The 25,451-nt window shown below is 63.7% G+C and carries 25 protein-coding genes; 11 read left to right on the top strand and 14 right to left on the bottom strand.

From position 1 onward, the window contains the following. Positions 1-31 precede the first annotated feature (31 nt). Positions 32-817, top strand: coding sequence for a DUF3109 family protein (locus AC2ETI_RS17445; RefSeq protein ID WP_003941928.1), 786 nt, complete (start codon positions 32-34; stop codon positions 815-817). A 99-nt stretch (positions 818-916) separates the two neighbouring features. Here the strand turns inward: AC2ETI_RS17445 and AC2ETI_RS17440 are convergent, their stop codons facing one another. The 8 genes from AC2ETI_RS17440 to AC2ETI_RS17405 form a co-directional block, all read right to left on the bottom strand. Then, positions 917-1,606, bottom strand: coding sequence for a response regulator transcription factor (locus AC2ETI_RS17440; protein ID WP_003942020.1), 690 nt, complete (start codon positions 1,604-1,606; stop codon positions 917-919). After that, positions 1,603-2,838: a sensor histidine kinase gene (locus AC2ETI_RS17435; RefSeq protein WP_019744391.1), complete on the bottom strand. Its 1,236-nt coding sequence runs from the start codon at positions 2,836-2,838 to the stop codon at positions 1,603-1,605. The genes AC2ETI_RS17440 and AC2ETI_RS17435 overlap by 4 nt, the downstream gene beginning before the upstream one ends. Before the next feature lie 162 nt (positions 2,839-3,000). Continuing rightward, positions 3,001-3,756: a phosphoglyceromutase gene (locus tag AC2ETI_RS17430; RefSeq protein ID WP_003941992.1), complete on the bottom strand. Its 756-nt coding sequence runs from the start codon at positions 3,754-3,756 to the stop codon at positions 3,001-3,003. Positions 3,757-3,802: 46 nt separating this feature from the next. Then, the gene (locus AC2ETI_RS17425) at positions 3,803-5,404 is read right to left on the bottom strand and encodes an AMP-binding protein (RefSeq protein ID WP_019744393.1); all 1,602 of its coding nucleotides are present in this window, start codon (positions 5,402-5,404) and stop codon (positions 3,803-3,805) included. Positions 5,405-5,543: 139 nt separating this feature from the next. After that, positions 5,544-6,041 carry a type III secretion system chaperone family protein gene (locus AC2ETI_RS17420; protein ID WP_483634158.1) on the bottom strand — a complete coding sequence of 166 codons (498 nt, stop codon included), beginning with the start codon at positions 6,039-6,041 and terminating at the stop codon, positions 5,544-5,546. Beyond that, the gene (mshA, locus tag AC2ETI_RS17415) at positions 6,038-7,366 is read right to left on the bottom strand and encodes a D-inositol-3-phosphate glycosyltransferase (protein ID WP_020906764.1); all 1,329 of its coding nucleotides are present in this window, start codon (positions 7,364-7,366) and stop codon (positions 6,038-6,040) included. Before mshA ends, AC2ETI_RS17420 begins: the two co-directional genes overlap by 4 nt. A gap of 42 nt (positions 7,367-7,408) precedes the next feature. Then, positions 7,409-8,236, bottom strand: a complete 828-nt coding sequence (locus AC2ETI_RS17410; protein ID WP_020906763.1) for an alpha/beta fold hydrolase — start codon at positions 8,234-8,236, stop codon at positions 7,409-7,411. Then, a complete protein-coding gene (locus AC2ETI_RS17405) occupies positions 8,182-9,408 on the bottom strand; it encodes an MFS transporter (RefSeq protein WP_283309991.1) in 1,227 nt (408 codons plus the stop codon). Before AC2ETI_RS17405 ends, AC2ETI_RS17410 begins: the two co-directional genes overlap by 55 nt. A 111-nt stretch (positions 9,409-9,519) precedes the next feature. On the opposite strand from AC2ETI_RS17405, the gene AC2ETI_RS17400 reads away from it, so the two are divergent. The 3 genes from AC2ETI_RS17400 to AC2ETI_RS17390 all read left to right on the top strand — a co-directional run bounded on the left by AC2ETI_RS17400 (position 9,520) and on the right by AC2ETI_RS17390 (position 11,752). Continuing rightward, complete coding sequence (locus AC2ETI_RS17400) at positions 9,520-10,293, top strand: PIG-L family deacetylase (protein WP_019744397.1); 774 nt, start codon at positions 9,520-9,522, stop codon at positions 10,291-10,293. A 65-nt stretch (positions 10,294-10,358) separates the two neighbouring features. Then, positions 10,359-10,751, top strand: coding sequence for a PaaI family thioesterase (locus AC2ETI_RS17395; protein WP_003942017.1), 393 nt, complete (start codon positions 10,359-10,361; stop codon positions 10,749-10,751). Continuing rightward, on the top strand, positions 10,748-11,752 hold the full coding sequence (locus AC2ETI_RS17390) for a tocopherol cyclase family protein (RefSeq protein ID WP_019744398.1): 1,005 nt from the start codon (positions 10,748-10,750) through the stop codon (positions 11,750-11,752). Before AC2ETI_RS17395 ends, AC2ETI_RS17390 begins: the two co-directional genes overlap by 4 nt. Here the strand turns inward: AC2ETI_RS17390 and AC2ETI_RS17385 are convergent. Then, positions 11,718-12,587, bottom strand: coding sequence for a LysR family transcriptional regulator (locus AC2ETI_RS17385; protein ID WP_483634157.1), 870 nt, complete (start codon positions 12,585-12,587; stop codon positions 11,718-11,720). The genes AC2ETI_RS17390 and AC2ETI_RS17385 overlap by 35 nt on opposite strands. 70 nt (positions 12,588-12,657) lie before the next feature. On the opposite strand from AC2ETI_RS17385, the gene AC2ETI_RS17380 reads away from it, so the two are divergent. After that, positions 12,658-13,017 carry a YybH family protein gene (locus AC2ETI_RS17380; RefSeq protein WP_019744400.1) on the top strand — a complete coding sequence of 120 codons (360 nt, stop codon included), beginning with the start codon at positions 12,658-12,660 and terminating at the stop codon, positions 13,015-13,017. Positions 13,018-13,032: 15 nt separating this feature from the next. Here the strand turns inward: AC2ETI_RS17380 and AC2ETI_RS17375 are convergent, their stop codons facing one another. After that, complete coding sequence (locus AC2ETI_RS17375) at positions 13,033-14,304, bottom strand: ROK family transcriptional regulator (RefSeq protein WP_020906761.1); 1,272 nt, start codon at positions 14,302-14,304, stop codon at positions 13,033-13,035. A gap of 342 nt (positions 14,305-14,646) precedes the next feature. Between AC2ETI_RS17375 and AC2ETI_RS17370 the strand changes: the two genes are divergently transcribed. The 3 genes from AC2ETI_RS17370 to AC2ETI_RS17360 are packed head-to-tail and all read left to right on the top strand — an operon-like array spanning position 14,647 to position 18,725. Next, positions 14,647-15,642: a TauD/TfdA dioxygenase family protein gene (locus AC2ETI_RS17370; RefSeq protein WP_483634156.1), complete on the top strand. Its 996-nt coding sequence runs from the start codon at positions 14,647-14,649 to the stop codon at positions 15,640-15,642. Further along, entirely contained in the window at positions 15,639-17,960 is a 2,322-nt protein-coding gene (locus tag AC2ETI_RS17365) for an arylsulfatase (protein WP_483634155.1), read from the top strand. The genes AC2ETI_RS17370 and AC2ETI_RS17365 overlap by 4 nt, the downstream gene beginning before the upstream one ends. A 15-nt stretch (positions 17,961-17,975) precedes the next feature. Next, positions 17,976-18,725: an SDR family NAD(P)-dependent oxidoreductase gene (locus AC2ETI_RS17360; protein WP_003942076.1), complete on the top strand. Its 750-nt coding sequence runs from the start codon at positions 17,976-17,978 to the stop codon at positions 18,723-18,725. Positions 18,726-18,744: 19 nt separating this feature from the next. On the opposite strand, the gene AC2ETI_RS17355 is transcribed toward AC2ETI_RS17360, so the two are convergent. The 4 genes from AC2ETI_RS17355 to AC2ETI_RS17340 form a co-directional block, all read right to left on the bottom strand. Next, positions 18,745-19,506, bottom strand: a complete 762-nt coding sequence (locus AC2ETI_RS17355; RefSeq protein ID WP_029254829.1) for an ESX secretion-associated protein EspG — start codon at positions 19,504-19,506, stop codon at positions 18,745-18,747. Next, entirely contained in the window at positions 19,503-21,053 is a 1,551-nt protein-coding gene (locus tag AC2ETI_RS17350; RefSeq protein ID WP_483634154.1) for a hypothetical protein, read from the bottom strand. The genes AC2ETI_RS17355 and AC2ETI_RS17350 overlap by 4 nt, the downstream gene beginning before the upstream one ends. Before the next feature lie 127 nt (positions 21,054-21,180). Next, positions 21,181-22,377: a L,D-transpeptidase gene (locus AC2ETI_RS17345; RefSeq protein WP_021333914.1), complete on the bottom strand. Its 1,197-nt coding sequence runs from the start codon at positions 22,375-22,377 to the stop codon at positions 21,181-21,183. A gap of 32 nt (positions 22,378-22,409) precedes the next feature. Further along, entirely contained in the window at positions 22,410-23,453 is a 1,044-nt protein-coding gene (locus tag AC2ETI_RS17340) for a UDP-N-acetylmuramate dehydrogenase (RefSeq protein WP_483634153.1), read from the bottom strand. A gap of 74 nt (positions 23,454-23,527) precedes the next feature. Between AC2ETI_RS17340 and AC2ETI_RS17335 the strand changes: the two genes are divergently transcribed. The 3 genes from AC2ETI_RS17335 (at position 23,528) to AC2ETI_RS17325 (ending at position 25,398) form a co-directional block, all read left to right on the top strand. After that, positions 23,528-24,025, top strand: coding sequence for a DUF2505 domain-containing protein (locus tag AC2ETI_RS17335; RefSeq protein WP_019744408.1), 498 nt, complete (start codon positions 23,528-23,530; stop codon positions 24,023-24,025). 76 nt (positions 24,026-24,101) lie between these two features. Continuing rightward, positions 24,102-24,602 (top strand): DUF2505 domain-containing protein, encoded by a 501-nt coding sequence (locus AC2ETI_RS17330; RefSeq protein ID WP_003941898.1) that lies wholly within the window; start codon positions 24,102-24,104, stop codon positions 24,600-24,602. A gap of 7 nt (positions 24,603-24,609) precedes the next feature. Further along, positions 24,610-25,398 carry a hypothetical protein gene (locus AC2ETI_RS17325; protein WP_019744410.1) on the top strand — a complete coding sequence of 263 codons (789 nt, stop codon included), beginning with the start codon at positions 24,610-24,612 and terminating at the stop codon, positions 25,396-25,398. Positions 25,399-25,451: the final 53 nt, after the last annotated feature.

Below are 25,451 nucleotides of genomic sequence, written 5' to 3'. Positions count from 1 at the left end.
GACAGCAGGTAACCCAGACCGGTCCCACAAGATGACTCCGAGCCCCGAGGTCGATCTCGATTTCCCGCGCGAATGGGTCGAATTTGTCGATCCGGACAACTCCGAGCACCTCATTTCCGCTGATATGACGTGGTTGCTCTCGCATTGGACCTGCGTGTTCGGCACGCCGGCGTGTCAGGGCATCATCGGCGACCGCCCGGACGACGGCTGCTGCTCGCACGGCGCTTTCCTCTCCGATCAGGAGGATCAGGACAAGCTCGATGCGTCAGTGAAAATGCTCACAGCCGAAGACTGGCAGTTCATGGAAAAGGGTCTCGGCAAGAAGGGCTACGTCGAAGAAGACGACCTCGAGGACGAGCCCGCGCTGCGCACCCGCCGCTACAAAGGTGCATGCATCTTCCTCAACCGGCCGGGTTTTGCCGGCGGCGAGGGCTGCGCACTGCATTCCATGGCGCTCAAGAAGGGCATCGAGCCGCTCGAGGTGAAGCCGGACGTGTGCTGGCAGCTACCCATCCGCCGCACCCAGGACTGGGTCGACCGGCCGGACGGCGTTCAGATCCTCAAGACCACGATCACCGAGTACGACCGCCGCGGCTGGGGTGAGGGCGGCGACGACCTCGCCTGGTACTGCTCCGGCTCCCCCGACGCTCATGTCGGGGAGCGGCAGGTCTGGCAGTCCTACGGGCCGGAACTGACAGAGCTTCTCGGAAAGCGTGCGTACGACGAGCTGGCTCGCCTCTGCAGGCGTCGCGCCGGCCTCGGCCTCATAGCAGTCCATCCGGCGACCACGATCGCTCAGAACAAAGCTCAGGGCTGACTCCACGTAGACAAAAAGAATTCAGCCGCTCACACGATCGTGTGAGCGGCTGAATTCTTCTCGGCATTCGTCTCGATATTTCTTCTCGACCAGGTTCGATCACGCTTCGAGCTTGTAGCCCAATCCTCGGACCGTGACCAGGTGTTCGGGCTTGGCCGGATCCGATTCGATCTTCGAACGCAACCGCTTCACGTGTACGTCAAGGGTTTTGGTGTCGCCGACGTAGTCGGCGCCCCAGACGCGGTCGATCAACTGTCCGCGGGTCAGCACCCGGCCGGAGTTGCGGAGCAGGTACTCGAGGAGGTCGAACTCCTTGAGCGGCAACGTCACCGGGTTACCGGCGACCTGCACGACGTGACGCTCGACGTCCATCCGCACCGGTCCGGCCTCGAGCACCCCGTTGTCGGAGGCGAGATCCGCCTCGTTCTCCACCCCGCGACGCAGCACCGCACGGATGCGGGCGATCAGCTCGCGCGCCGAATACGGTTTGGTCACATAGTCGTCCGCACCGAGTTCGAGGCCGACGACCTTGTCGATCTCACTGTCACGCGCCGTCACCATGATGACGGGAACGCCGGAGCGCGATCGCAGCGCCTTGCAGACGTCGGTGCCACTCATGCCGGGCAGCATGAGGTCGAGCAGGACGATGTCCGCTCCGGAGCGATCGAATTCCGCCAACGCCGACGGTCCGTCGTTGACGATGGTGGTCTCGAAGCCTTCCTTGCGGAGCAGGAACGCCAGCGGGTCCGCCAAGGACTCCTCGTCCTCCACGATCAGCACACTCGTCATCGTTTGGCCTCCATGCCGTTTTCTCTACTGCCTTGTTCTCGTCTGCCGATCCGCGTGGAACCGGCGGTTCCCGCGTCGTCAGAGTCGATGTCGTCGTCCGACTCCACGTGTGCCGGTATCTGCAACGTGAAGGTAGACCCTGTTCCCGGTTTGCTCCACAGTTCGATGGAGCCGTTGTGATTGGCCGCGACGTGTTTGACGATCGCCAGCCCCAGACCGGTTCCGCCGGTCTGCCGTGACCGCGCCTTGTCCACGCGGAAGAATCTCTCGAACACTCGCTCCTGGTCCGCTTTCGCGATGCCTTCTCCTCGGTCGGTGACTGCGATCGCGACATTGTCGCCGCGTACCGACCGACTGACGGACACCGGAGAACCCTTGGGCGAGTATGCAATAGCGTTCTCGATGAGGTTGGACAATGCTGTGACGAGGAGAGTCTGATCCCCGAGTACTTCCAGCCCACTCGGATGGTCGGTGGTGACGGTGATCCCGGCGGCCTCGGCCGACAGATTCGACCTCGACAGTGCCTCGGACACCACGGTGTCGACGTCGACCACGTCGAGATCCGGCAGCTTCTCGGCACCTTGCAGACGCGAGAGTGCGATCAACTCGGTGACCATCTTGCCCAGACGAATCGACTCGCCCAGCACCCGTTCGCCGAAGTGCCGCACCGATTCCGGGTCGTCAGCAGATTCGAGCAGTGCCTCCGCGAGCAAACTCATCGCGCCGACCGGCGTCTTGAGTTCGTGGCTGACGTTCGCGACGAAATCGCGTCGCGTCGCCTCCATGCGGACCTGCTCGGAATCGTCGTCGGCGAACAGGACCACGAAATTGCGATCGTCCTTGCTGAGCAACCGGGCCGTGCCACGTACCGCGATCTTGTCGCGGCCGCGCTGAGCGGTCTGCGCCGTCAGATCGACCTCGACGGCTTGGCCCGTCCGCAGAACTTCCTGAGCAGCACGCCATGCCCTCTCGTCGACCAGACGATTCTTGACAAGGCCGAGTTCCTCGGCGCGAGGGTTGAAGAGCACGACGTCGTGGAAACCGTCGACGACGGCGATACCGCTTTCCGAAGCCAACACGATGAGGTCGAGAACCTGAGACATCGTGAGCCCGGTCTGTTCGTCCGAGCGCTGACTCTGGCGCGACGACAGCCTGGGTACCAGCACCCCGCCGACGAGGTAACCGACCAAGCCGGCGACCACGACCAGCAGCACTGCAATCACGACACTCACGGCGCAATCGTACGTTCGCGCGAAGTGTCGGTTACGGCGGGTTCGGACGTTCCCGCCCGCGTAATCCGCCAGGTGGACGGCGTTGGTTCGTCGTTCATCTGTTGTTGGCCGAGGCCCCCCGAAAACACTGTTCGGGGGGCCTCGACGCACATCATCGGGTTGCTACTTTCCGCCCTGATTCGCCACCGCGGCGGCGCCGGCAGCTGCGGCCTCCGGATCCAGGTAGGTGCCGCCGGGATTGAGCGGCTTCAGGTTCTCGTCGAGGTCGTAACGCAGCGGGATTCCGGTCGGGATGTTCAGGCCCGCGATGTCCTCGTCCGAGATGCCGTCGAGGTGCTTGACCAATGCACGCAGCGAGTTGCCGTGTGCAGTGACCAGCACGTTCCGGCCGGCGAGCAGCTCCTGGGAGATGGTGTCCTCCCAGTACGGGATCAGACGCTTGACGACGTCGAGCAGGCACTCGGTCAAGGGAACCTCGTCGAGGTTCGCGTACCGAGGATCGGTGTCCTGGCTGTACTCGCTGCCGGCTTCGATGGCGGGCGGCGGGGTGTCGTAGCTACGACGCCAGAGCATGAACTGCTCGTTTCCGTACTCTTCCTTGGTCTGCGCCTTGTTCTTGCCCTGCAGAGCGCCGTAGTGGCGCTCGTTGAGACGCCAGTCGCGCACTACCGGGATCCAGTGGCGATCGGCGGCGTCGAGTGCGAGGTTGGCCGTGCTGATCGCGCGGCGCAGCAGAGACGTGTAGAGAACGTCGGGCAACAGGTTGTGCTCGGCGAGCAGTTCGCCGGCGCGCTTGCCCTCGGCCATGCCCTTGTCTGTCAGGTGTACGTCCACCCAGCCGGTGAACAGATTGAGTGCATTCCATTCGCTCTCGCCGTGGCGGAGCAGGACCAGGGTTCCGATACTCATGGCGTTCATCCTGGCACGAGTACCGGAACCCTTCTTGATCAACCCTGTCCGGAAATCAGCTCGGGGCTACTTCCGCAGTTCGCAGATCCTTGCGGAGGATCTTTCCGGCCGCGGATTTCGGCACGGTGCTGATGAACGAAACCTGGCGAACCTTCTTGTGCGGCGAGACGCGCTCGGCGACGAACGAGATCACGTCGGCTTCGGTCAACTCGGCGCCGCCCTGGAGCACGACGAATGCCTTCGGGACCTCTTCGCCCTCGGCGTCGAGCACGCCGATCACTGCGGCGTCGGCGATCTGTGGGTGGGTCAGCAGCAAGGCCTCGAGTTCCGCCGGGGGAACCTGGTAGCCCTTGTACTTGATCAGTTCCTTGAGGCGGTCGACGATCTTGACGACGCCGTCGCCGTCGACGGTCGCAATGTCACCGGTGTGCAGGTAACCGTCGTCGTCGAGGGTGTCCTTGGTGGCCTGGTCGTTGCCGAGGTAGCCGAGCATGATGTTCGGGCCCTTGCACCACAGTTCGCCGGGCTCGCTGACGCCGTCCGAGCCGAGAGCCGGGTACGCGACCTCTTCGCCCGTTCCGGGGTCGACGAGCTTGCATTCCATGTTGGCGATGGTCGGACCGCACGTGTCGAGGGCGATGTCGTCACGATCGAAGGGGATCGCGTGCGAGACCGGGCTCATCTCGGACATGCCGTAGCCCTGGCGGACGTGGCAGTTCAACCGGTCGGCGACGGCCTTGCCGAGCGCCGCGTCGAGCGGGGCCGCACCGGAGAAGATGGTGTGCACGCTCGAGAGGTCGTACTGATCGACGAGCGGGTGCTTTGCCAGCGCGACGGCAACGGGCGGTGCGACGAAGATGTACGTCGACTTCTGCTCGGCGACGATCCGCAGGAACTCGACGAGATCGAACTTCGGCATAGTGATGAGGCTCGCGCGGCGGTAGAGCGCAGCGTTGAGCAGGACAGTCATGCCGTAGATGTGGAAGAACGGCAGGACCGCGAGAATCTTGTCGTCGGTCTCGATGCCCATCCGCGGAATGATCTGGCAGACGTTGGCCACGAGGTTCCGATGGGTGAGCATGACCCCCTTGGGTCGGCCGGTGGTGCCAGACGAGTACGGCAGCACCGCGAGCTGGGTAGCCGGATCGAAGGAGACCTCGGGCGCCGCTGCGCCCTCGCCGAGCAGATCTCGCAGCGACAGATGGCCTTCGGCACCGTCGAGCACGAAGACGTTCTCAGCCGGGATACCGACCAGGTCAGCAGCTGCCTTTGCCTGCGGCAGGAGCGGCGAGACAGTGAAGAGGAACTTGGCCTTGGAATCGGTGAGCTGCTTGGCGATGTCCTCGGCGGTGTAGAGCGCGTTGATCGTGGTCGCGACGCCACCGGCACGAAGGATGCCGTGGAAGACGGAACCGAAGGCCGGGACGTTGGGCGAATGCAGCCCGACCACGTCGCCGACGGCGAGTCCGCGCGCTGCGAGAGCGCCTGCAACGCCGTTGATCTGTGCGATCAGCGAAGCGTATGTGGTGACTGCGCCCGAACTGCCCTCGACGAATGCCGTCTTGTCGAGGTCTGCGGGGTCGGTATTTCCGAACAGGAAGTCGTAGACGCTGAGGTTGGGGATTTCAACGTCGGGGAACGGACTCTTGAAGCTCACTGTGCTCCTCGAAAAGTTGCGCGGCGGGGTGGTGTGACCAACTTACTGTGACTCACGGGAACAGTATTATTCCGTGACGACAGTCACAAGTAAAGGCCACTTTACGTGACACATCCGCGATGTGTCTCACCCCGCTCGATCAGCTCTGCGCGGGCTCCTCCTCGATGAGGTGCTTGAACGGTTCGAGATTCGCCAGCGACTCGCCTCGCGACACCCGCCATGCCCACTCACGCTTGATGGACGAGGAGAAGCCGAGTTCGAGGATGACGTTGAAATCGCCGTCGGCGGCTTCGAGAACCTGACCGAGCACTCGGTCGAGTTCATCGCCGGTCACGGCATGCTCCGCGATCTTGCCGACCAGGTAGATGTCCCCGACCTTGTCGAGTGTGTACGCCACCCCGTACAGACGGCGGTTGCGCTTGAGCAGGAACTTGTAGACGCCTTCGAAATTCTCGTCCACCTTGCGGCACACGAAGGCCTCGACCCGCACACCGTGATTGCCGACGGTGAGCAGAGTCGACGTCTTGAGTTTGTGTTCACCGGGAAGTTCGACGATGAAATGCGCGTCGTCTTTTCTGGTGAATTCGAGTTCGCGCTCGGCGAGAGCCTGCTCGATGGTGTCCGAAATGCTGCTCATGTACGCACTCCCCCGGTCCGGCGCAGACGCCACAGACCCCGCGCACGGCGGGGCGAGAAGTCGCTTGGACCGGTTCCGTTGTTGTAGTTGACTGCGGCTTTGCGATAGCTCTCGAGCAAACCGTCCGCGGTGTGTTCCCACGAGAAATTCTCGGCGTGACGCGGTGCCTGCGCGGCGAGTTCGGCCAAGCGCGTCGGCGCTGTCACCAAAGATTCGAGGGCGCCGGCCCAGTCTTCGGTGCGGTGTCCTTGAACCAGCAGGCCTGTCTCCCCGTTGCGTACGGCTACTCCCAGTCCGCCGACGTCGGCGGCGATCACGGGAGTTCCGCAGGCTTGAGCTTCGATGGCGACCAACCCGAAGGACTCCGAATAGCTCGGCACCGCAACCAGATCCGAGGCACGGTACACATCGGCGAGACGCTCCGGTGCCTGCGGCGGCAAGAACGTCACCTGCGCGGTGATGCCGAGTGATCGTGCAAGTTCGATCAGCACGTCCGGCCGCGCGAGACCAGTTCCGGACGGTCCACCGACGACGAGGATGCGCAACGGCAACCCGGGGCTGCGGCTGATCACTTCGGCGGCAGCACGCAGCAGAACGTCCGGCGCTTTGAGCGGTTGGATGCGGCCGACGAAAGTCACGACGATCTCGCCCGGGTCCAACCCCAACGACGCGCGGGCGGAATCGCGATCGCCCGGTCGATAGCGGGTGAGATCGGCGCCGGGAGCCACGACGTCGATACGCGTGGGGTCTGCGCCGTACAACTCGTGCAGCGCCTTGGCTTCGTCGGTGGTGTTGGCGACCAGGCGATCGGACTCGGCGACTACTTGCTGCTCACCGATCTGACGTGCTGCCGGCTCCGGGGTGTCTCCCTCGGCAAGCGAAAGATTCTTCACCGCCGCGAGGGTGTGTGCAGTGTGTACGAGGGGGACGCCCCAACGGTCGCGAGCCAGCCAGCCGACCTGCCCGGACAACCAGTAGTGCGAGTGGATCAGGCTGTAGTACCCGGGCTCGTGTCGCGCTTCCTCCCGTAGAACGCCCGCGACGAAGGCACACAGTTGAGTCGGCAGATCCGCCTTGTCCAGCCCTTCGAAGGGACCAGCTGCAATGTTCCGAACCCGCACTCCGGGAGCGGCGTCCACCACGGGCGCGTCGGCCGAGGACGTCGCGCGGGTGAATATCTCCACCTCGACGCCACGTTTGGCGAGCTGAATCGCGGATTGCAGAACGTAGACGTTCATCCCACCCGCGTCACCGGTGCCGGGTTGCGCCAATGGCGAGGTGTGGACCGAGAGAACGGCCACCCGGCGAGGGCGCGAAATGTGCATGGGCGTCACGACTCCATACTGCCCCCTCACCGGGCGCGAACTCTAACCGAGGCTCGAGATGAAGGTTCGCACTTCGGACACGAATCGTGTCGGATCCTCCACGAACGGGCCGTGATTGCAGCCTTCCCAGTACGACGCCTGGGACTTGGGAATCAGTTCCTCGGCGTGCTTACCTGCACTCACGTCGACGACGGAGTCCTCGGTTCCGTGCAGAACGAGAACGGGGATATCCAGGTTACGAAGCAAGTCGTCGTGACCGACAGCACGGTTGAACAATGCTGCTCGTACCCGCGGACGGGTCGAGAGGCTGTACCCGAACAAGGCCTGCGACGCTGCACCCTTGCCCTCGGGTGGGCCGGTGAGAGCGTTGCCGAAAGCGCCGAGTGCCCTGATCGCCTCGCGGGGATCTTCGGACATCGCGCCGGGAACCGCGCTACGCATCGCCGAGCCGACCTTGCCGCCCTTCTCACCGCGGCCGATGCTGGTGATCGCACCGACCAGAACCGCACCCGCCACCGCACCGGTTCCGTGCGCTGCCAGATAATCGCAGATCACCAGACCGCCGTACGACCAGCCGAGCAGTATCGCGTTCTCGGTAACGCCTTCTGCCGCGAGAACAGCCGCGACGTCGCCGGCCCAGTTCGCGGAGTCGTCGTATCCGGTTTCGGGAGCATCGGAGTAACCGTGGCCGCGCAGATCGACAGCGATCAGGCGGTAGTCCGCAGCCAGGTCCGCGAGGACCTGCTCGCCCCAGCACTGCGACGACTGAGCCCAGCCGTGCAGCAGCACCAGCGGGGTCCCCGCCGAATTTCCGGTTACTCGATAGACGATGGACGTGCCGTCGACGCTGACGGCTTCACGAATAGACATGCCGTCACGATAGAGGCTGCGACTGCAGCGCCGACCGCGAGCATGTACGCCGACGAGACGCCGTAGCGGTCGATCAGTTGCCCGGCCAGCGCAGACCCGAGCGCCACGCCGACGCCGAGGCCGGTGACCGTCAGGGTCATTCCCTCCGTGAGCTTTTCCGGGGGGACGATCTGTTCGACCAGGGCTGTCGCGATGATGAGCGTCGGTGCGACGGTCGCGCCCGCCAGCACGTACGCACCCGCGAGTGCGGCCACGTTTCCGACCAGGAGAAGTGGGACGCTGAGAACGGCGACCCCGGAGGACGCGATCATCAACTGACCTCGCAGCGACCGCGCCGGGTGCATCGACCCGAAGATCAGTCCCGCGATTCCCGAACCGCCGGCGAAAAGCGCGAGGACCAGCGTCGCCGATCCCGGCGAATTCTGTTCCTGGGTGAACGCGATGGCGCCGACGTCGATGACGCCGAAGATCGTTCCGAGCATCACCATGATCACGATGACGATCCACATCACGTGATTACCGAGAACCGACCGTCCGCGGCCGGGTCGACGCGGATGCACCTTCGGTTCGGTTCCGCGCTGTATGACCAGCAGCAGGGTTCCGGTGACCAGCAGAATCAGTCCCGCCAGTGGTCCCGCCTCGGGAAAGAGCCCGATGCTCAGGCCAACCGAAATGACGGGGCCCGCCACGAAACAGAGTTCGTCCACCACGGATTCGAAGGCAAAGGCGGTGCGCAGCTGAGGTTTTCCGACATAGATCGCCACCCACCTGGCGCGGATCATCGCGCCGATCGTCGGGGTGGCGCCGCCGGGGACGACCAGAACGAAAAGCAGCCAATCGGGAGCTTCCATCCGCACTGCGAGCAAGAGCGCCCCGATCGCCGTGACGCTCACGGCTGCGGCAATCGGCAGGACCGCACGCTGTCCGAAGCGGTCGACCGCACGTGAGACCGCGGGCGCGATGATCGCCGACGAGAGCGCAAAAACCGCGGCGAGCGCGCCGGCGAGCGCGTAGTCACCACGAAGTTGCGAGATCATCGTCACGATTCCGATGCCGATCATGGCGATCGGCAGCCTTGCGACAAATCCGGCGGCCGAGAAGGCGACCGATCCGGGGGCGGCAAAGATCTCGCGGTAGGCGCTCAGCAGGCCTTTGTTGGTGGATTCGCTCATGTCAGCTTCTCGTGCACTGAACAAGGTTCACAGAGCCGAGGCCGACTCGACAAATCGTTTTCACTGTGCGCTCGGGTTGACCTGTCGGTAACTTGCCTTACGATTGCGCGAATGAGTGTCCTGGTGTGTTTCCACGCCCATCCCGATGACGAAGTTTTCACTACGGGTGGCGTGATGAGAATGGCCGCCGACGCAGGTCACCGCGTCGTAGTCGTCACCGCTACCGACGGTGCTCTCGGTGAATTCCCCGACGGCCTGTTGGACGAATACGAGACGTTGGCTCAGCGCCGCAGCCGTGAACTCGAGGCGTCCACCGACGCGTTGGGCGCCAATCGCGTCGTGTCCCTGCATTACCCGGATTCCGGGATGGTGGGTACGCCCGAGAACGAGAATCCGGAAGCGTTCTGCAACGTCGACGTCGAGAAGGCCGCCGAGCGTCTTGCCGAGGTTCTTCGTGAAGAGAACGCCGATGTCCTGACCATCTACGACCCCAACGGCGGATACGGGCACCCGGATCACATCCAGGTCCACCATGTCGGCGTCCGGGCCGCAGAACTCGCAGGCACGCCGTTCGTCTACGAGGCGTCCACCAACCGCGATCACATGAAGATGCTGATGCAGGCCAACCCCGAGTGGACCGAAGAGGCGCAGCCGCCGGACATCGAATCGTTCGGGCTTCCCGCAGACCAACTCACCACCGCCGTCGATGTCAGTTCGGTGATCTCGTCCAAGCGCGCGGCCATGTACGCGCACGCGACCCAGGTCGGCGATTTCGGCCCGTTCCTCGAAATGCCGACGGAGCAGCTCGCCGCGGCATTCGGCACCGAGTGGTTCCGTCGCCGCAACGCGCCGGAAGGTCTGTCCGAAACCGCCCTTCCCCTCTGAAGTCACCGTCCTCGATAAACCGAAGTCCCGACGGAGGTTTCGGCGGCTCGTTACCATCGGTAGGCATGGACCTCGAACAACTTGTCGCGAGCATGCCTTTTGCAGTTCACACCGGAATTCAGTTGGACAGCGCGGCACCCGAACAGGTTGTCGGCCATCTGGATTGGGACAGCCACCGCACCACCGCCGGCAACGGAATGCACGGCGGCGCCTTGATGACGCTGGCAGACAGCGTCGGCGCCGTCTGTGCATTCCTCAATCTTCCGCCCGGTGCAAGCACTTCCACCACCAGTTCGTCGACCGTGTTCACTCGCGGGGTGCGCAAGGGCACGGTCACCGCAACCGCCCGGCCATTGCATGCGGGGCGCAGCACCGTCGCGGTCGTGACCGAGATTCGCGACGACGAAGGCCGCCTCGTCGCTCAGGTCACCGCATCACAGGCAGTATTGGGACCGTGAAGCGTCCCGCGTACCGCGCCTCGGGTGCCACCCTGCCGTACGGCAATCTGCTTGCCTCTCATGATGTTGCGATGGAGGGTTACTTCTGGCGATTCACGATGCCAGGCAGCGGACGGGTGGTGATCGCGCTCGCCGGAATCAACAAGTCCGACGGCGGCAACTGGTCGACGCTCGGTCTCGCGGCGCATCCAGGCGGATTCCTCCGTACCGCCGAACATCCGAGCGGATCGGCCGATCCACGGATCCTGGGGGCCTACGCCGACAACGCTTTCCGCGGCAATGCCGATCGACTGCAGGTCGATTTCGGCGACAGCCATCTCGACGTGCGGATCAGCAATCAGCGATTCTGGCCGCATCGCCGCTTCGGGGGATCGAGCTACTTCCAATCAGTTCCCGCACTCAATCAATACTGGCATCCGTGGCTGCTCGGCGGCCGGGTCGAGGGAAGCGCCGTCATCGACGGGCAGAACTGGGATCTCACCGGGGCACAGGTGTACGGCGAGAAGAACTGGGGAAAGGGAGGATTCCCGGAATCCTGGTGGTGGGGACAGGCACAGGGGTTCACCGATCCTCGAGCCTGCGTGGCGTTTGCCGGCGGCCAGGTCAGCGCCGGACCTCTGCGCACCGAAGTCACCGCCGTCGTTGCCGCGCTACCGGACGGAACGGTATTGCGGCTGGGTAATCCGCTGACGTCACAGGTGGAGACGACGGTGTCCGACGATCGCTGGACTCTTCGCGGCTACAGCCGGAAGTGGAGCGTCGACATCGACGGGACCGCGCCCATCGCCGACGCACATATTCTTCCTGTTCCGATACCTGCCGAGCGTCGAAACGTGCCAGGAGCGCTCGAGCATCTCGGTGGAACCATGTCGGTCATCGTCCGCCGGCGCGGCACCATAGTCTGGAAGGACAGGTCACGGTTGGCCGCTCTCGAGCACGGCGGATTGGATCGGGCGCAGGCCGAACTCACTCGGCGGGAACAGCTCTCGCAAGATCGATGAGAGCAGAGGCCGCCGGATTCTTGCCGCCCGACGAACGCCAGACCAATTCCAGCCGAGATCGTGCTTCCGGTTCGAGATCGATCCGATGCAACTCCCCCACTGTCGACTCCGGTAGCACGGCCATTCCCAGCCCCTGCGCTGCCAATGAAACGATGATGCCGAGGTTGCTTGCCTCGAGCGCAACCGTCGGCTTGGTGCCGGCTGCGGCGCACGCGAAGTCCAGACACGTTCTGATGCCGGTTCCCTCCGGCAGACAGATGACCGATTCCGTCGCGAGCTCGGCAAACGGCAGAGACGACACCTCGGCCAGCGGATGATCCGCCGCCACTCCGGCCACCAGTCGTTCGTCGGTGATCACCCTCGATTCGAGCCCTTCCGGCAGCTTGCCCGCCACCCCGATGACGGCTATGTCGAAGGTTCCGTCCAACACTCCGGCAAGCAAACTGCGCGAATCGTCCTCGGCCAGCGAAATGTCCAGTCCGGGGTGTTTGTTGTGCAACCGACTGAGCAGATCTGTGAGGTCGGCGGAAGCGCAGGCGGTGACCATCCCGACCGAAACGGAACCCCGAACCAGTCCGTTCAGGGCATCGACAGCGTCGCGGGTGCTCTGAACGGAAGCGAGTGCAGCGTAGGCGTGCGGGAGGACGGCTCGCCCGGCGTCGGTCAGACAAACGGTTCGACCACTTCGATCGAGCAATTCCTGCCCCAACTCACGTTCCAGCCGTTTGACCTGCGCACTCACACCCGGTTGGGCTACGTGAAGCCGCTCGGCGGCGCGGGTGAAGTTGGCTTCCTCCACTACCGTGACAAAGTATTCGAGCTGCCGAAGTTCCATAACTACTGATTCTAGCTGCGAGACAAACTAGATCTTGGACTTATCGCCGGTGCGGTAGAACGATGGAAGCATGACAACAACAGATGACGTTCAGAAGGCCGGAACCCCGGAAGACATCGCGAAGCTTTTTGTGCAGTTCGCCAACGCTGGTGACGCAGACGCCGTCGCCGCACTCTACGAGGAGGATGCGGTGATGGCCTTCCCGCCCGGATCACTCACCGTGGGCCGCCAAGCCATCCGCGAGGTGATCTCTCAGATGCTGGCAGCTGCACCGAGATTCACCGTCGAGGAATCTCTACCGACGGTGATCAGCGGCGACCTGGCCATGACCTCGACCAAACCTTCCGACGGAACCGGCGGGCGCACGCAGGTCGCGCGCCGCCAGTCCGACGGATCATGGTTGCGAGTCTTGGATCGACCGGAACTCTGACTACCCTCTTCGCAGTCAGACGGCCGACGCGCGACGCATGGCCGCAGCGGGATCAGCAAACAGTGAACTCAGTGACACGACCGTGGAAGCGTATTCCTGAACCCGATTACCGAAACCGGTGATTCGAATGTCCTTACGCTCCAACGAGGATGCCGTCGAGAAAGCCTCGGCGACATGGGGCACTCCGGCGGGATAGTCGGTGAATGCCTGACCACCCAGAATCACACGATCCGGGTTGAACAGGTCACGCAGCATTGCCACCGTCCGGCCGAGGACGCGTGCTCGATCAACCAGAAGCTCGTGTGCCGGAATGGAACCCGACGACGCAGCCCGGTAGACGTCCGCGATCGTGACACGCTCACTGCCCTGGATCACTGCGCCCGAAGACAAAGCCTGCGCGACTACGGCGCGGTCACTGATCGTTGCTTCAAGGCAACCCACGGCGCCGCAGGTGCACCGTGCGGACGAACCCGTCGGAAGGTGCGCGATCGAACCGGGTCCGCTGGACGGCGTGTGCACTCGACCTTCGAAAGTGATTGCGATACCGGCAGTTTCACGGGCGTAGAAGTACAGCCCGGTAGTACCCGGCGTCGGGGCTTCGGCACGGTCGGTGCTGAGCAGAAGTTCCGACGCAGCCATCGCCTCGACGTGGGCGGCGACTGATACAGGAAGGTCCAAGCCGGCTCCGATGATGGATCCGACTTTGGCGCCCTTCCACCCCAGGCGTGGGTGATCGACTACTCCGGTCGCCGAATCGACGCGACCGCCGATGGCCACGCCGACGGCGAGTGGACGACGCTTGTGCCACCGTGAGGCAAACGATTTGGCCGAGCGCGCAATGGTGGCAAGCGCGACAGCAGAATTGGTGGCGGGAGTCGGAATCTCGACGGCGCCGAGCACCTTGCCACGAATGTCGCTGGCGATGATGCTGGTGACGACGGCACCGATATGAATGCCCACGGTCAAGTACGGCTCGTGGTTGACCTCGAACGGAACCCGCGGACGCCCGATGGCGCCGGAGGCTGTCAAGTCTGCGCGTTCGCGCAGGATCCCGAGGTCCAGCAGGCTCGTGACCTGCCGGTTCACGGTGGCAATACTCAGTCCGGACGCTTTCGCCGCGGTATCGCGAGAGAGCGGCCCGCGGGATCGAGCAATGCGCAACACCGTCGCGGACGGTCCGTCGGCAATGCGCAGTTCGGGCACGACGATCTGGGTACGGGTCCGCGTTCCCGAGAGCGCGGTTCGCGATCTGATGTTCGGAATGGCGGAGATGGTGGGTGTCGACATGGCTGTCCCTTGCAGAAGGAGGAGAAGGCGCATATCTCTGTCGACCGCGAAATCAGCTTTTGCGCTGGTCAAGCGAAGAGAAAGACAGGAAAGGCGCAGAAATTAGCTGCAGAAAGAACGGCGGCGACAACACAGCTCTCGCGCCAAGGGCAGACGCGAACCAAGCGCAGCGGTCACATAGGTGACCCGCAAAGCGGCAGGCTGGTCGGTCGACATGGCTCCAAAAGTAGCAGCTTCACCGAGATTCACAAATCAGGTGCGGTAACGATCACACTGACCACAACCCTGTCGAGGCGGATTCTCGCGTGTTTGGGTGGGTGCACTCCCCACGAAAGGTGCACCATGTCTACAGCTTTCGCCAAGCCGACCCTCACGGACGCGGCATCAACGAACGGGGCGGCTGCCGGCGCCGCTCGCGGCACTGTCACCCCCCTCGGCGCGCATATCGGCGCCCGAATCGACGGAATCACTCTCGGCGAGCACCTCGATCCGGCGACGATCTCACTCATCCGACAGGCGCTTCTCGAACACAAGGTGATCTTCTTCCGCGGACAGAACCACCTCGACAACGATTCGCAGTACGAGTTCGCCCAGCTGTTGGGCACCCCGACCACTGCCCACCCCACGGTGAAGTCGCACGGCGCAAAAGTTCTGCCCATCGATTCGGACCTGGGCAAGGCCAACAGTTGGCACACCGACGTCACCTTCGTCGATCGCATCCCCAAAGCTTCGGTCCTGCGCGCGGTGCAGCTGCCCGAATACGGCGGTTCCACGACGTGGGCGTCAGGGGTAGCCGCGTACAACGGACTGCCGGATCCACTCAAGGCGCTCGCGGAGAACCTCTGGGCTCGCCACACGAACGTCTACGATTACGCGGCCACCAGCGCCGAGCGTCTCACCGAAGATCGCACGGCCGCCTACCGCGAGGAGTTCCAGTCCACGTACTTCGAGACGGAGCACCCTGTGGTGCGTGTCCACCCCGAAACCGGAGAACGCACGCTCGTCCTCGGACATTTTGTCAAGAACTTCGTCGGGTTGAGCACCGAACAGTCGAACGGTGTGTTCAAGCTCTTGCAGGATCACGCCATCAAGCTCGAGTACACGACGCGCTGGAACTGGGAAGCGGGTGACGTCGCGATCTGGGACAACCGGGCCACCCAGCATTACGCGATCGCAGACTACGACAACCAGTACCGGCGTCTGGAGCGCATCACACTGGCCGGCGACATCCCGGTCAACATCCATGGGGAACGAAGCCGCAGTATCGCCGGCGACGCTTCCGAGTATTCGGTTATCGAAGGTGCAGTTGCGGCAGAAGGTGCCTCGAACAACTCATGACTCACGCAGATTCCGCCCTTCCGCCGCACGCGCGCGGTTACGAAGGCTTCGAGGGTCGAATCGGCCGCACCGCAGCCGATTCGACCCCGGCGTGGCCCACAGCCACGACCCCGCCTCTCGGATCACCCAACATCGTCGTGGTTCTGATCGACGACATGGGATACAGCGACATCGGACCGTTCGGCTCCGAGATCGAGACTCCCACCCTCGACCGCCTTGCCTCGCAGGGCATTCGAATGACCAACTATCACACGACGCCCCTCTGCTCGCCGTCGCGCGCCGCGCTTCTCACCGGCCTGAATCCGCACCGCGCCGGGTACGGTTTTGTCGCCAACGCCGATCCGGGCTACCCCGGACTGCGTCTGGAATTGGCCGACGACGTCCAGACACTCCCCGAAATCCTCCGCGGCGCAGGCTATGCGACCTATGCGGTGGGCAAGTGGCATCTCGTGCGCGACGCAAACCTCGCCCCGGGACGAAGTCGTGATTCCTGGCCGACACAGCGTGGATTCGATCGCTACTACGGCTCACTCGAAGGACTCAATTCCTTCTATTACCCCAATCAATTGATCTCCGACAATTCTGTGGTCGACGTCGACGAGTATCCCGAGGGCTACTACCTCACCGACGATCTGACCGACAAGGCCGTCGGGTACATCAAGGACCTTCGCGCCCACGATCAGGACAAGCCGTTCTTTCTCTACTTCGCACACGTCGCCATGCACGGACCCTTACAGGCCAAGCCCGCCGATCAGGCGAAATACCGCGGTCGCTACGACGAGGGCTGGGATCGAATCCGCGAGTCGCGGTTCGCCTCTCAGCTACTGCAGGGACTCTTTCCGGAGGGGACACGACAGGCACCGCGTAACTCCGAACCCGGATTCGACGTGCCCGAATGGGATTCGCTCACGCCGGAGGTGCAGTCTCGGTTCGCCCGCTACATGGAGGTGTACGCGGCGATGGTCGACTCGATCGATCAGAGCGTCGGACGCATCGTCGACACCCTGGACGAACTGGGCGAACTCGACAACACGATCATCGTCTTCACCTCGGACAACGGCGGCACCGCCGAGGGCGGTTCGGACGGGACTCGAAGCTACTTCGCGCAGTTCGCACATATTCAGGATCCGGACTGGGTGGGCGATGTCCCACACGACGAATCCCTCATCGGCGGACCTGAATTGGGCGTGCACTATCCACGTGGATGGGGGCAGACGTCCAACACCCCCTTCCGGTTCTACAAAGGGCAATCCTTTGCCGGTGGGATCCGTGTTCCCTTCCTCCTGTCCTGGCCCGCGGGATTGAAACCCGAAGCGGGCGACAACGGGATCCGCGACCAGTTCGCGTATGTCACCGACCTGACGCCGACGCTTCTCGAACTGGCCGGAATCGAAACCCCCACCGTGCGAAACGGGCTGCCGGTCAAGGAGTTCGACGGTGTGTCGAGCGCGTCGGTTCTGCGTTCACCCACCGCTCCGAGTACCCACACCGAGCAGTACACCGAGGTGACCGGAATCCGCGGCTACTACAAGGACGGATGGAAACTGCTGGCGCTCGCTCCAGCTGACATCGACAAACCGCACTGGCAATTGTTCGACGTCCGAGCCGACCCGACCGAGCTCGACGACCTCGCATCACGGTTTCCCGACAAGGTTCGCGAACTCGCCGAGGCCTGGGACCACTCGGCGTGGGCGAACACCGTGTTTCCTCTACTGGGCAATACCGTCGGCGCGGTTCGCCGTCCGGAGGAGGAGGCACTCTCACGCCCGGTGCGACTACTTGCGGGAACGCCCCCACTGGAGCGCTACCGCTCATCCAAACTGATCGGGTTCCGTGACTTCGACATCACGATCGAACTCGACGGTTACCGCGAAGGCGACGCCGGCGTCCTTGTCGCCCATGGGGATCCACAAGGTGGATATCTTCTCTACGTCGAGGACGGCAACCTGCATCTCGGATACAACGCCTTCGGTTCCTACTCCGTGGTCGATGCGGGGCCATTGCCGGTCGGCACCAAGCGAATCGACGTGTCCGTGGCTGTGTTACCGCGGTTGCGTTGGGATCTCCACGTCAGCGTCGACGGCATTCACGCGGGCCAACTGCTCGGGCAAGTACAACTGGTCGGGATGGCGCCGTGGACCGGCATCTCGGTCGGGGTCGACGCCAGAGGACCTGTGTCGTGGGAAGTACGACGACGCCACGGACCATTCCGGTACAGCGGCGCGCTGCGCGCCGTCACCTACACCCCTGGCCCGGTCAAGGTACCGCGTCGTCACATCGAATCCATCGAACGGGAAGCAGAGTATGCCGCCGACTAGCCCTACGATTGCATCATGACCATTTCTTCCGATGCCCGCATCGCCGTAGTCACCGGAGCCAGCTCCGGAATCGGTGAGGCCACCGCCCGCACCCTGGCAGCTCAGGGATTCCACGTCGTGATCGGTGCTCGCCGCGTCGATCGTCTCGAGAAGATCGCCGAGGAAATCGGTGGTACCGCTCTCGAACTCGACGTCACCGACGAGGATTCCGTCGACGCGTTCGCGGCCGTGGTCCCCCGTGTCGACGTGTTGGTCAACAACGCGGGTGGTGCAAAGGGTCTGGCAACAGTCCTGGACGCCGATCTGGACGACTGGCGGTGGATGTGGGAGACCAATGTCCTGGGCACGTTGCGTGTGACGAAGGCACTGCTGCCCAAGCTGATCGATTCGGGTGACGGTCTGGTCGTGACCATCACCTCGGTGGCCGCGCTGGAGGCATACGACAACGGCTCGGGCTATACCACCGCCAAACACGCTCAAGCCGTCCTTCATCGGACATTGCGCGGTGAACTGTTGGGTAAGCCCGTTCGACTGACCGAAATCGCGCCCGGAGCAGTCGAGACCGAGTTCTCACTCGTCCGGTTCGAGGGTGATCAGGACAAGGCCGACAAGGTGTACGAGGGAATCACACCGTTGGTGGCGCAGGACATCGCCGAGATCATCGGTTTTGTCGCGTCGCGGCCGTCACATGTGAACCTCGATCAGATCATCGTCAAGCCGCGGGATCAGGCAAGCCCCGGTCGGTTCCATCGCACCACCAGCTAGTTCGAATCGCACCGAACAGCTAGAGCCTCGGGCGAATCGACTGACGGAGGACGGAGTCGAGATTGCGTGCAATCTCGGCCTCCGTCACTTCCGCGGAAGCGCCGCGGGCACTCACGGTTTCACCCGCGGTGATGATGTACCGACCGTCGCCGGCATAGTCGTACCAGTGGAATGTTATTCCGTCGTCTGTCGGCCTGCTGTCGACGGCTCCTCCCGGGTATGCGGTGACTTCACCGATCGAGGTCCGCTCTCGGCCGAAGAATCTGCTCACTTCCTCGCTCCCGCGCGCACCGGCTGCGCTGCTCAGAAAGCTCTGCCTCCCGGCAGTTTTCGGCCTTTCGATGTTCAGGCCACGCTCCGATCCAGCGGGGCAGGTCGGCAGGTGATCGACGAGCATCCGCGGAATTGCCGATGGGCGTGCCACGGTGAAAACCACGTCGGAGCCACAGTCGACAGTCCTGCCGGGCAGTTGAGTCAGGAGCACACCCAGGTCGCCGGCAACAACACCGTGCAATCGCGTCACCGTACTCATCTTCTGCCCATGGAAACCGGAAACCTCCACACGAGCATCAGGATTCGCAAGAGCACCGAGAACGTGATGCAGCCGATCGTCGAGCACGGCAGACAGGTGCGCTCCCGCTCGACGTCGCGCCGCTGTCAACTCGATCATGGTGTCGGCCGCCGGACGAAACCGCAGCGGGTACGGGAGTCGGTCACGTCCGACCGCTTCCCAGAGAATCTGGAATTCGAGGCCGGTGAACTGCCATTGCATGGTGGTCATTCGCCCAGTACCGCCGGGGAGACCATGGGTAGGTCGCCGATCAGGGCGTTACCGTTCTCGACGGTGACGAGGTAGCCGGGGGTGTCGTGAACGTTGTCTTCGTCTTGCCCTTGCCCTCGTCCCGGTGCCATGCCGCCGACGCCACCCATCGCGCCCCGACCGCTCTGCGCGCCCGTCGCCGAAGTACCGCCAGTTCCGTTGACTCCCCCACGTCCGCCACCGGCGAGGCCACCGCCGCCGCCAGGGCCTCCAGGTCCGAGGGCTCCACCTGGCCCGAAGCCGCCGGTACCGATTCCACCGGCAGAACCTCCACCCGAACCGCTACCCACCAGGCCTGACGGCACGCCGGAACCGAGCTGAGCACCATTCGGAGTTGCACGGGCAAGGCCATCCGGCGCTGCACCGGCGGACAGTGGACCGGCATGTGCCGCGGTGGTCCCGGCCGGGCCGGAATCGTTTGCGGACCGGGCGGCGTCGGCACCGGAATTCCCTTGGGTGTCAACACCACTACGGTTGTCACCATTTCCGGAATTGGGGCCTAAAGGGTTCTGACCGGAACCGTCTCCGGCCGGATTTGCACCGCCGGAGATTCCACCGTCCACTCCTCCACCAACTCCGCCACCCGACGCCGATGGCGCGCCGAGCCCGTTCCCCGTTCCCGAGGCCATACCTCCGCCGGAACCACCACCACCGAATGCGCCGCCACTTCCAGCCCCGCCACTTCCAGCCCCGCCACTTCCAGCCCCGCCATTGCCGGTGACCGGATTGAAAGCGGCCGGGAGGATCGGCACCTGGTCGTCCGCACGCTTCATGTACGGCAGATACACGTCCTTCATCACCTGGCGCGCTTGACGTTCGGCTTCTTCCGCTTCGTATTGGGCCTGCTTCCACGTAGCCCCGGGAACCAGGCTGAGAAACCTCTCGACCGTCGAGGCGCCGTCGGGTGCCGGAATCGAGCGTTTGGCCTCGTCGAGTGCGATCTTCGCCTCCTCGATCTTGTTCGAGATCAGATCGACCCGCACCTTCAGCTCACCCGCATCAGCCGAGTAGGCCAGCACTGCTTCCAACGCAGCCGAGCCGCCGCGCCCCTGCCAGCCTTCGGTGATTGCACCGTTCACATCGTTCTGGAACTTCCCGATGCCAGATTCCACCCGGCCGGCAATGGCCTTCCAGGCCTCACCGATTGCACTCAGGGTTGCCGGATTCATCTCGCTGACGTGGTCGAAGATTTCGGAGTGCGACATCGCATCGAAAGGATCGTCGTCCACGATTGCATGTTCGCTGTACTCGAGCGATGACGTCTGGGCGGTGAGGGCATCGCGCTCACCCCAGGCTCGTGCGCGCTCTGCATCGGCGTCGGCGGTCGCAACAGCCATCTCGTCGTCGAACGCGCCGCGGTCGTCGGTTACGGATTGCACCAGAGCAGATGTAGCGATTGCGCTCGCGATGGGAGCGCCGACAACTGGCAACGCCGCCACGCCGGACGGGACGGCCTGCGTCGCTTCGGAGATCCTGCCAAGCACATCTTCCAGAAATGGAATGCCCACCGCTGCCCCCTGACGTCGAAATCCCCGTCAGACTCCCCCGAGCCGACAGCGCTTACCTGTATTGACGCAAGCAACGCCCTGATGGTTCCGCTCGTCGACGGATTTCTCGGTTCACAGCAGTAGAGACTTACGCCAGTGCAGACATCGACTTCCAGGTCGGCAAATCGATCGCCCAGTCGTAGATGTCGCCGTCCGCAGGCGACAGGTCGATCGACGTGCCGGTCACCTCGACGGGGTCACCGTAGAGGGCGGTTCCGAAGTATTCCTGCGCGTCGGATGTCGACAGGTTGATGCAACCGTTCGTGACGTTCGACGAGCCCTGTACCCCGGTGGTCTCAGGATTGGCGTGGATGAATTCGCCGTTGTTGGAGATGCGCACCGCCCAACGCTCACGCACGTTCTCGTAGAACGGCGGATTGGACATCATGAAGTCTTCGTACTTCTCCGTCACCATGTGAATGCCGCTGCGCGTGACGTTTCGAGGTTCGTTTCCCTCGCCGTAGCTGACGGGAATGTCCATGATCGTCTGACCGTCTCGCACCACCTGCATGCGGTGGCTCGGCGCGTTCGCCTTCACGATCTGGCTACGACCGATCGTGAAGTCGAGCGTGAGATCCTGGTCGCCGTACGCGCCACCGCCGTAGTTCAAGCCGTAGAGCTTGGCGTCCAGATGGACAGTTGTGCCCGGCACCCAGTAATCGGCCGGTCGCCAATGGGCCCGTGACCCGCCGTTGTCGTCGGCCAGCCATGCCCACGATCCGGCGGTGGGCGGCACGGTGGTCACGACAAGCGCCTTTTCGACGGCCGCCTTGTCTACGACGGAGTTGTCGAACTGCAACGTGATCGGTGCCGCGATACCAACTTCCTGGCCGTCGGCGATGTTGAGGGTGGCGCCGGTGGTCGACTCCGGGGCAACCGTCGTAAAGCTCCCTTGCACTGGCACGGATTTGCCGTCGGTTCCGGTTGCCGAGCCCGACCACGAATACGTGGTGCCGTAGCCGAGTGCCTCACTGACGGTGAACGTCGTCTTGTCAGGCGAGAGTTGTCCGGCGACGGCCTTACCGGCCGCGTTGCTGAGATTGACGTCGGCCAGTGTTCCCTGGGTCACCGCAACCGAGACGGGCGCGACCGGGCTGACGTCTTTGGTACCGGGTGCCGGCGTCGACACCACGGTCGCAACAGGTGCTGGTTCGGCGGCCGCCGCACCGCCCTGTCCGTCCTTGCCACCGATCGTGCAGCCGACGGCGGCCACCATCACAGCGAGCATCACAGCTACCAACGCAACAAGACGCGAACGACTTCTCCTACCACCCAGCTCATGCACTTCAACAGGCTACCTGCGGGCTCCGTCAGGAATCAGATGGTGCAGCCCACAGTTACCGGTTCCGGTTCCAGGTGGACACCGAACGCGGCTTCGACGCCGTGGCGAACCGTCCGCGCAAGCGAGACCACATCCGCGCTCGTTGCCGACCCTCTGTTGGTCAACGCCAAGGTGTGTTTCGTCGACAGCCTGGCCGGTGCATCTTCACCGGGATAACCCTTGGAGAATCCGGCCCGTTCGATCAACCATCCGGCCGAGAGCTTGGTTCCACCACTGCCCGGGAACTGCGGCACGGTGACGTCTCCGAGCTGTTCGGTTATTGCTCCGAGCACAGCAGGCAGCTTGTCGTCCGGCACCACGGGGTTGGTGAAGAAGGAACCCGCGCTCCACGTGTCGTGGTCGTACGGATCGAGCACCATCGCCTTGCCGGTCCGCAATCCCAGAACCGCCTCGCGGACCTGCGACGCAGGCAACCGCTCGCCTTCCTCGGCCCCGAGTGCGGTGAACAGTTCGCGGTACGCGAGCGGGGCGCTCAATCCGTCGGTCGACGCATCGAATTCGACGGCGAGAACCACTGCTGCATCGGAATGCTTGAGAACACTCGACCGGTAGCCCAACTCGAGTTTCGACGGTTCGACCCACGACACTTCGCCGCTGCGTCGGTCGAGCAATTGAACCTGCCGGAGCCGCGAGCCCACCTCGACGCCGTACGCGCCGACGTTCTGCACCGGCGTCGCACCGGTCGAGCCCGGAATCCCGGACAGGCATTCGAGGCCGCCCAGTTCCGCGGCGACGGATTGGCCGACTACTTCGTCCCACACTGCGCCCGCTTCGGCAATGACGCGGTCCGTGTCGAGGCTCACGGTGGTGTTGGCCACACGAACGACAACTCCGTCGAATCCCGCGTCCGAGATCACGAGATTCGATCCGCCGGCGAGAATCAGCGTCGGGATCTGCTCGCGATCGAGCAGCGTCACGACGTCGATCAACGACTGCGTCGTCGGGCATTCGGCGAGCAGCCGCGCCGGTCCCCCAATTCGGAGCGTCGTCAATCCCGACAAGTCAACGTTCTCGGACACGAAAGCGCCTGATTCCACGACGCGTCTGCCAATGGTTACGTCCCACACATCGATAAACGGTAGCCTCCACAATCGTGAGCCGTCGCATCGAGCATTCGTCGAAGTACACAGTCCCCGCCGAGAAGGTCCATGAGGCGGTGACCTCCGAGCAGTACTGGCGCGACCGAATCGTCGCTGTCGGCGGTCCCGGCGCGGCGATCGAAGAGCTGACCGTTCGCGACGAGACCGTCGCGGTCACGATGTCGCAGATCATCGCCGCCGAGCATCTCCCAAGCATGGTGTCGAAGGTCGTCAACGGCGACATCGTCATCAAGCGCAGTGAGACGATGGCTCCTTTCAAGGACGGCAAGGCCACTGGCACCTTCTCCGCCCACGTCGACGGTGTTCCCGCCCGTATCGAGGGCACGCAGGTCCTGACTGGTGACGAGAACTCCGCCACTCTCGAGATCGAGGGTGAGGTCGAGGTCAAGATCCCGTTCCTCGGCGGAAAGATCGAAAGCGCGATCGTCGACGAGGTTGTCCGGCTCATCCAGGCCGAACAGGACTTCACCCGGGAGTGGATCGCGAAGTAAAATCCTGCGGGCGGCGATAGTTGTGGATACGGCCAATTTGGCTTGTCACAGCGCGTAACAGGTATTCTTTCCGATCATGGCTCGCCGCATCGACTACTCCGCCCGCTATCAGCACTCCCCCGAGCAGGTCTACGCGGCACTGGCGGACCGCTCGTACTGGGAGGCCCGCGTCGAGGAGATGCGCAAGCATTCCGAGAACCATGTGGAACATTTCGAGGTCACCGATTCCGGAATCGATCTCGTGCTGCACCACATTCTCCCGCGCACCGATTTGCCGGACATTGCTCAGACGGTGATGAAGAAGGATCTGGTCATCACGCGCAAGGAGTCGTACGGCGCCTTCGGCGACACCGTGACCGGAACGTACGAAGCGTCCATCCCGGCCGGGCCGGGGAATCTGTCCGGCACCATGGAGTTGTTCGCGACCGAGACCGGGTCCACGCTGCGAACCACGTCCGAGGCGAAGGTCTTCATACCGTTCATCGGCGCGAAGTTGGAACAGCTCATGCTCATCAACCTCGTCGATCTGTTCCGCACCGAAGCCCAGGTCACCGCGACCTGGCTCGCCGCACGCTGAAGCCGACGTGAAGAAGGCTCCACCCCCGAAGATCGAGGGGGTCATCACCCGTGGCACGACGGGGATCAACAGACTGCGACGAAGTGACCGGTGGATCGTCCACAACCGCACTATCGCTCGCGCCCTGAACAATGCGGCCGATCCGTTGATCGTCGACCTCGGGTACGGGGCGAGGCCGGACACCACCTTCGAGATGGCAAGCCGCCTCACCGCTGTCCGGCGGGATCGACGCGTCATCGGGCTCGAGATCGACCCCGCCCGCGTGGTCGAGAGTCGTGACGGTGTCAGCTTCGCCCGTGGCGGATTCGAACTGGCCGGTCTCACACCCGTTTTCGTACGCGCCTTCAACGTCCTCCGGCAATACCCGGAGGACGCTGTGGACTCTGCGTGGGCACACATTCAGTCCGGCCTCGCCCCGGGCGGACTGCTACTCGACGGAACCTGCGACGAGCTCGGAAGGCGTTGCGCCTGGGTGCTTCTCGACGCCGATCGTCCATTGACCCTGACACTGGCCTGGGACCCCTTCGACATCGAGCGTCCTTCCGACATCGCAGAACGTCTCCCGAAGGCTCTCATTCACCGCAACGTTCCAGGTGAGCCGATCCACGCGCTGCTCAGCGCGGCCGATCGAGCCTGGGCCACCGCTGCGCCACACGCCTCCTTCGGACCTCGACATCGCTGGGCTGCCGCATTGGAAATTCTTCGGGCGCAAGGAATTCCCGTGCAGCCCGCGCGACGACGTCTTCGCGACTGCATCCTGACGGTGCCATGGCATGTCGTAGCGCCGAACCCCTGAACTCGCAGACGGGAAACGCCTCGCCGCAGAAGTTGTCTCTGCGGCGAGGCGTC

This window comes from Rhodococcus sp. MurmanLake-1 (genome assembly GCF_056945715.1).
Note: the sequence above shows the minus strand (reverse complement) of the source record. Positions and strands in the feature narration are given on the sequence as shown.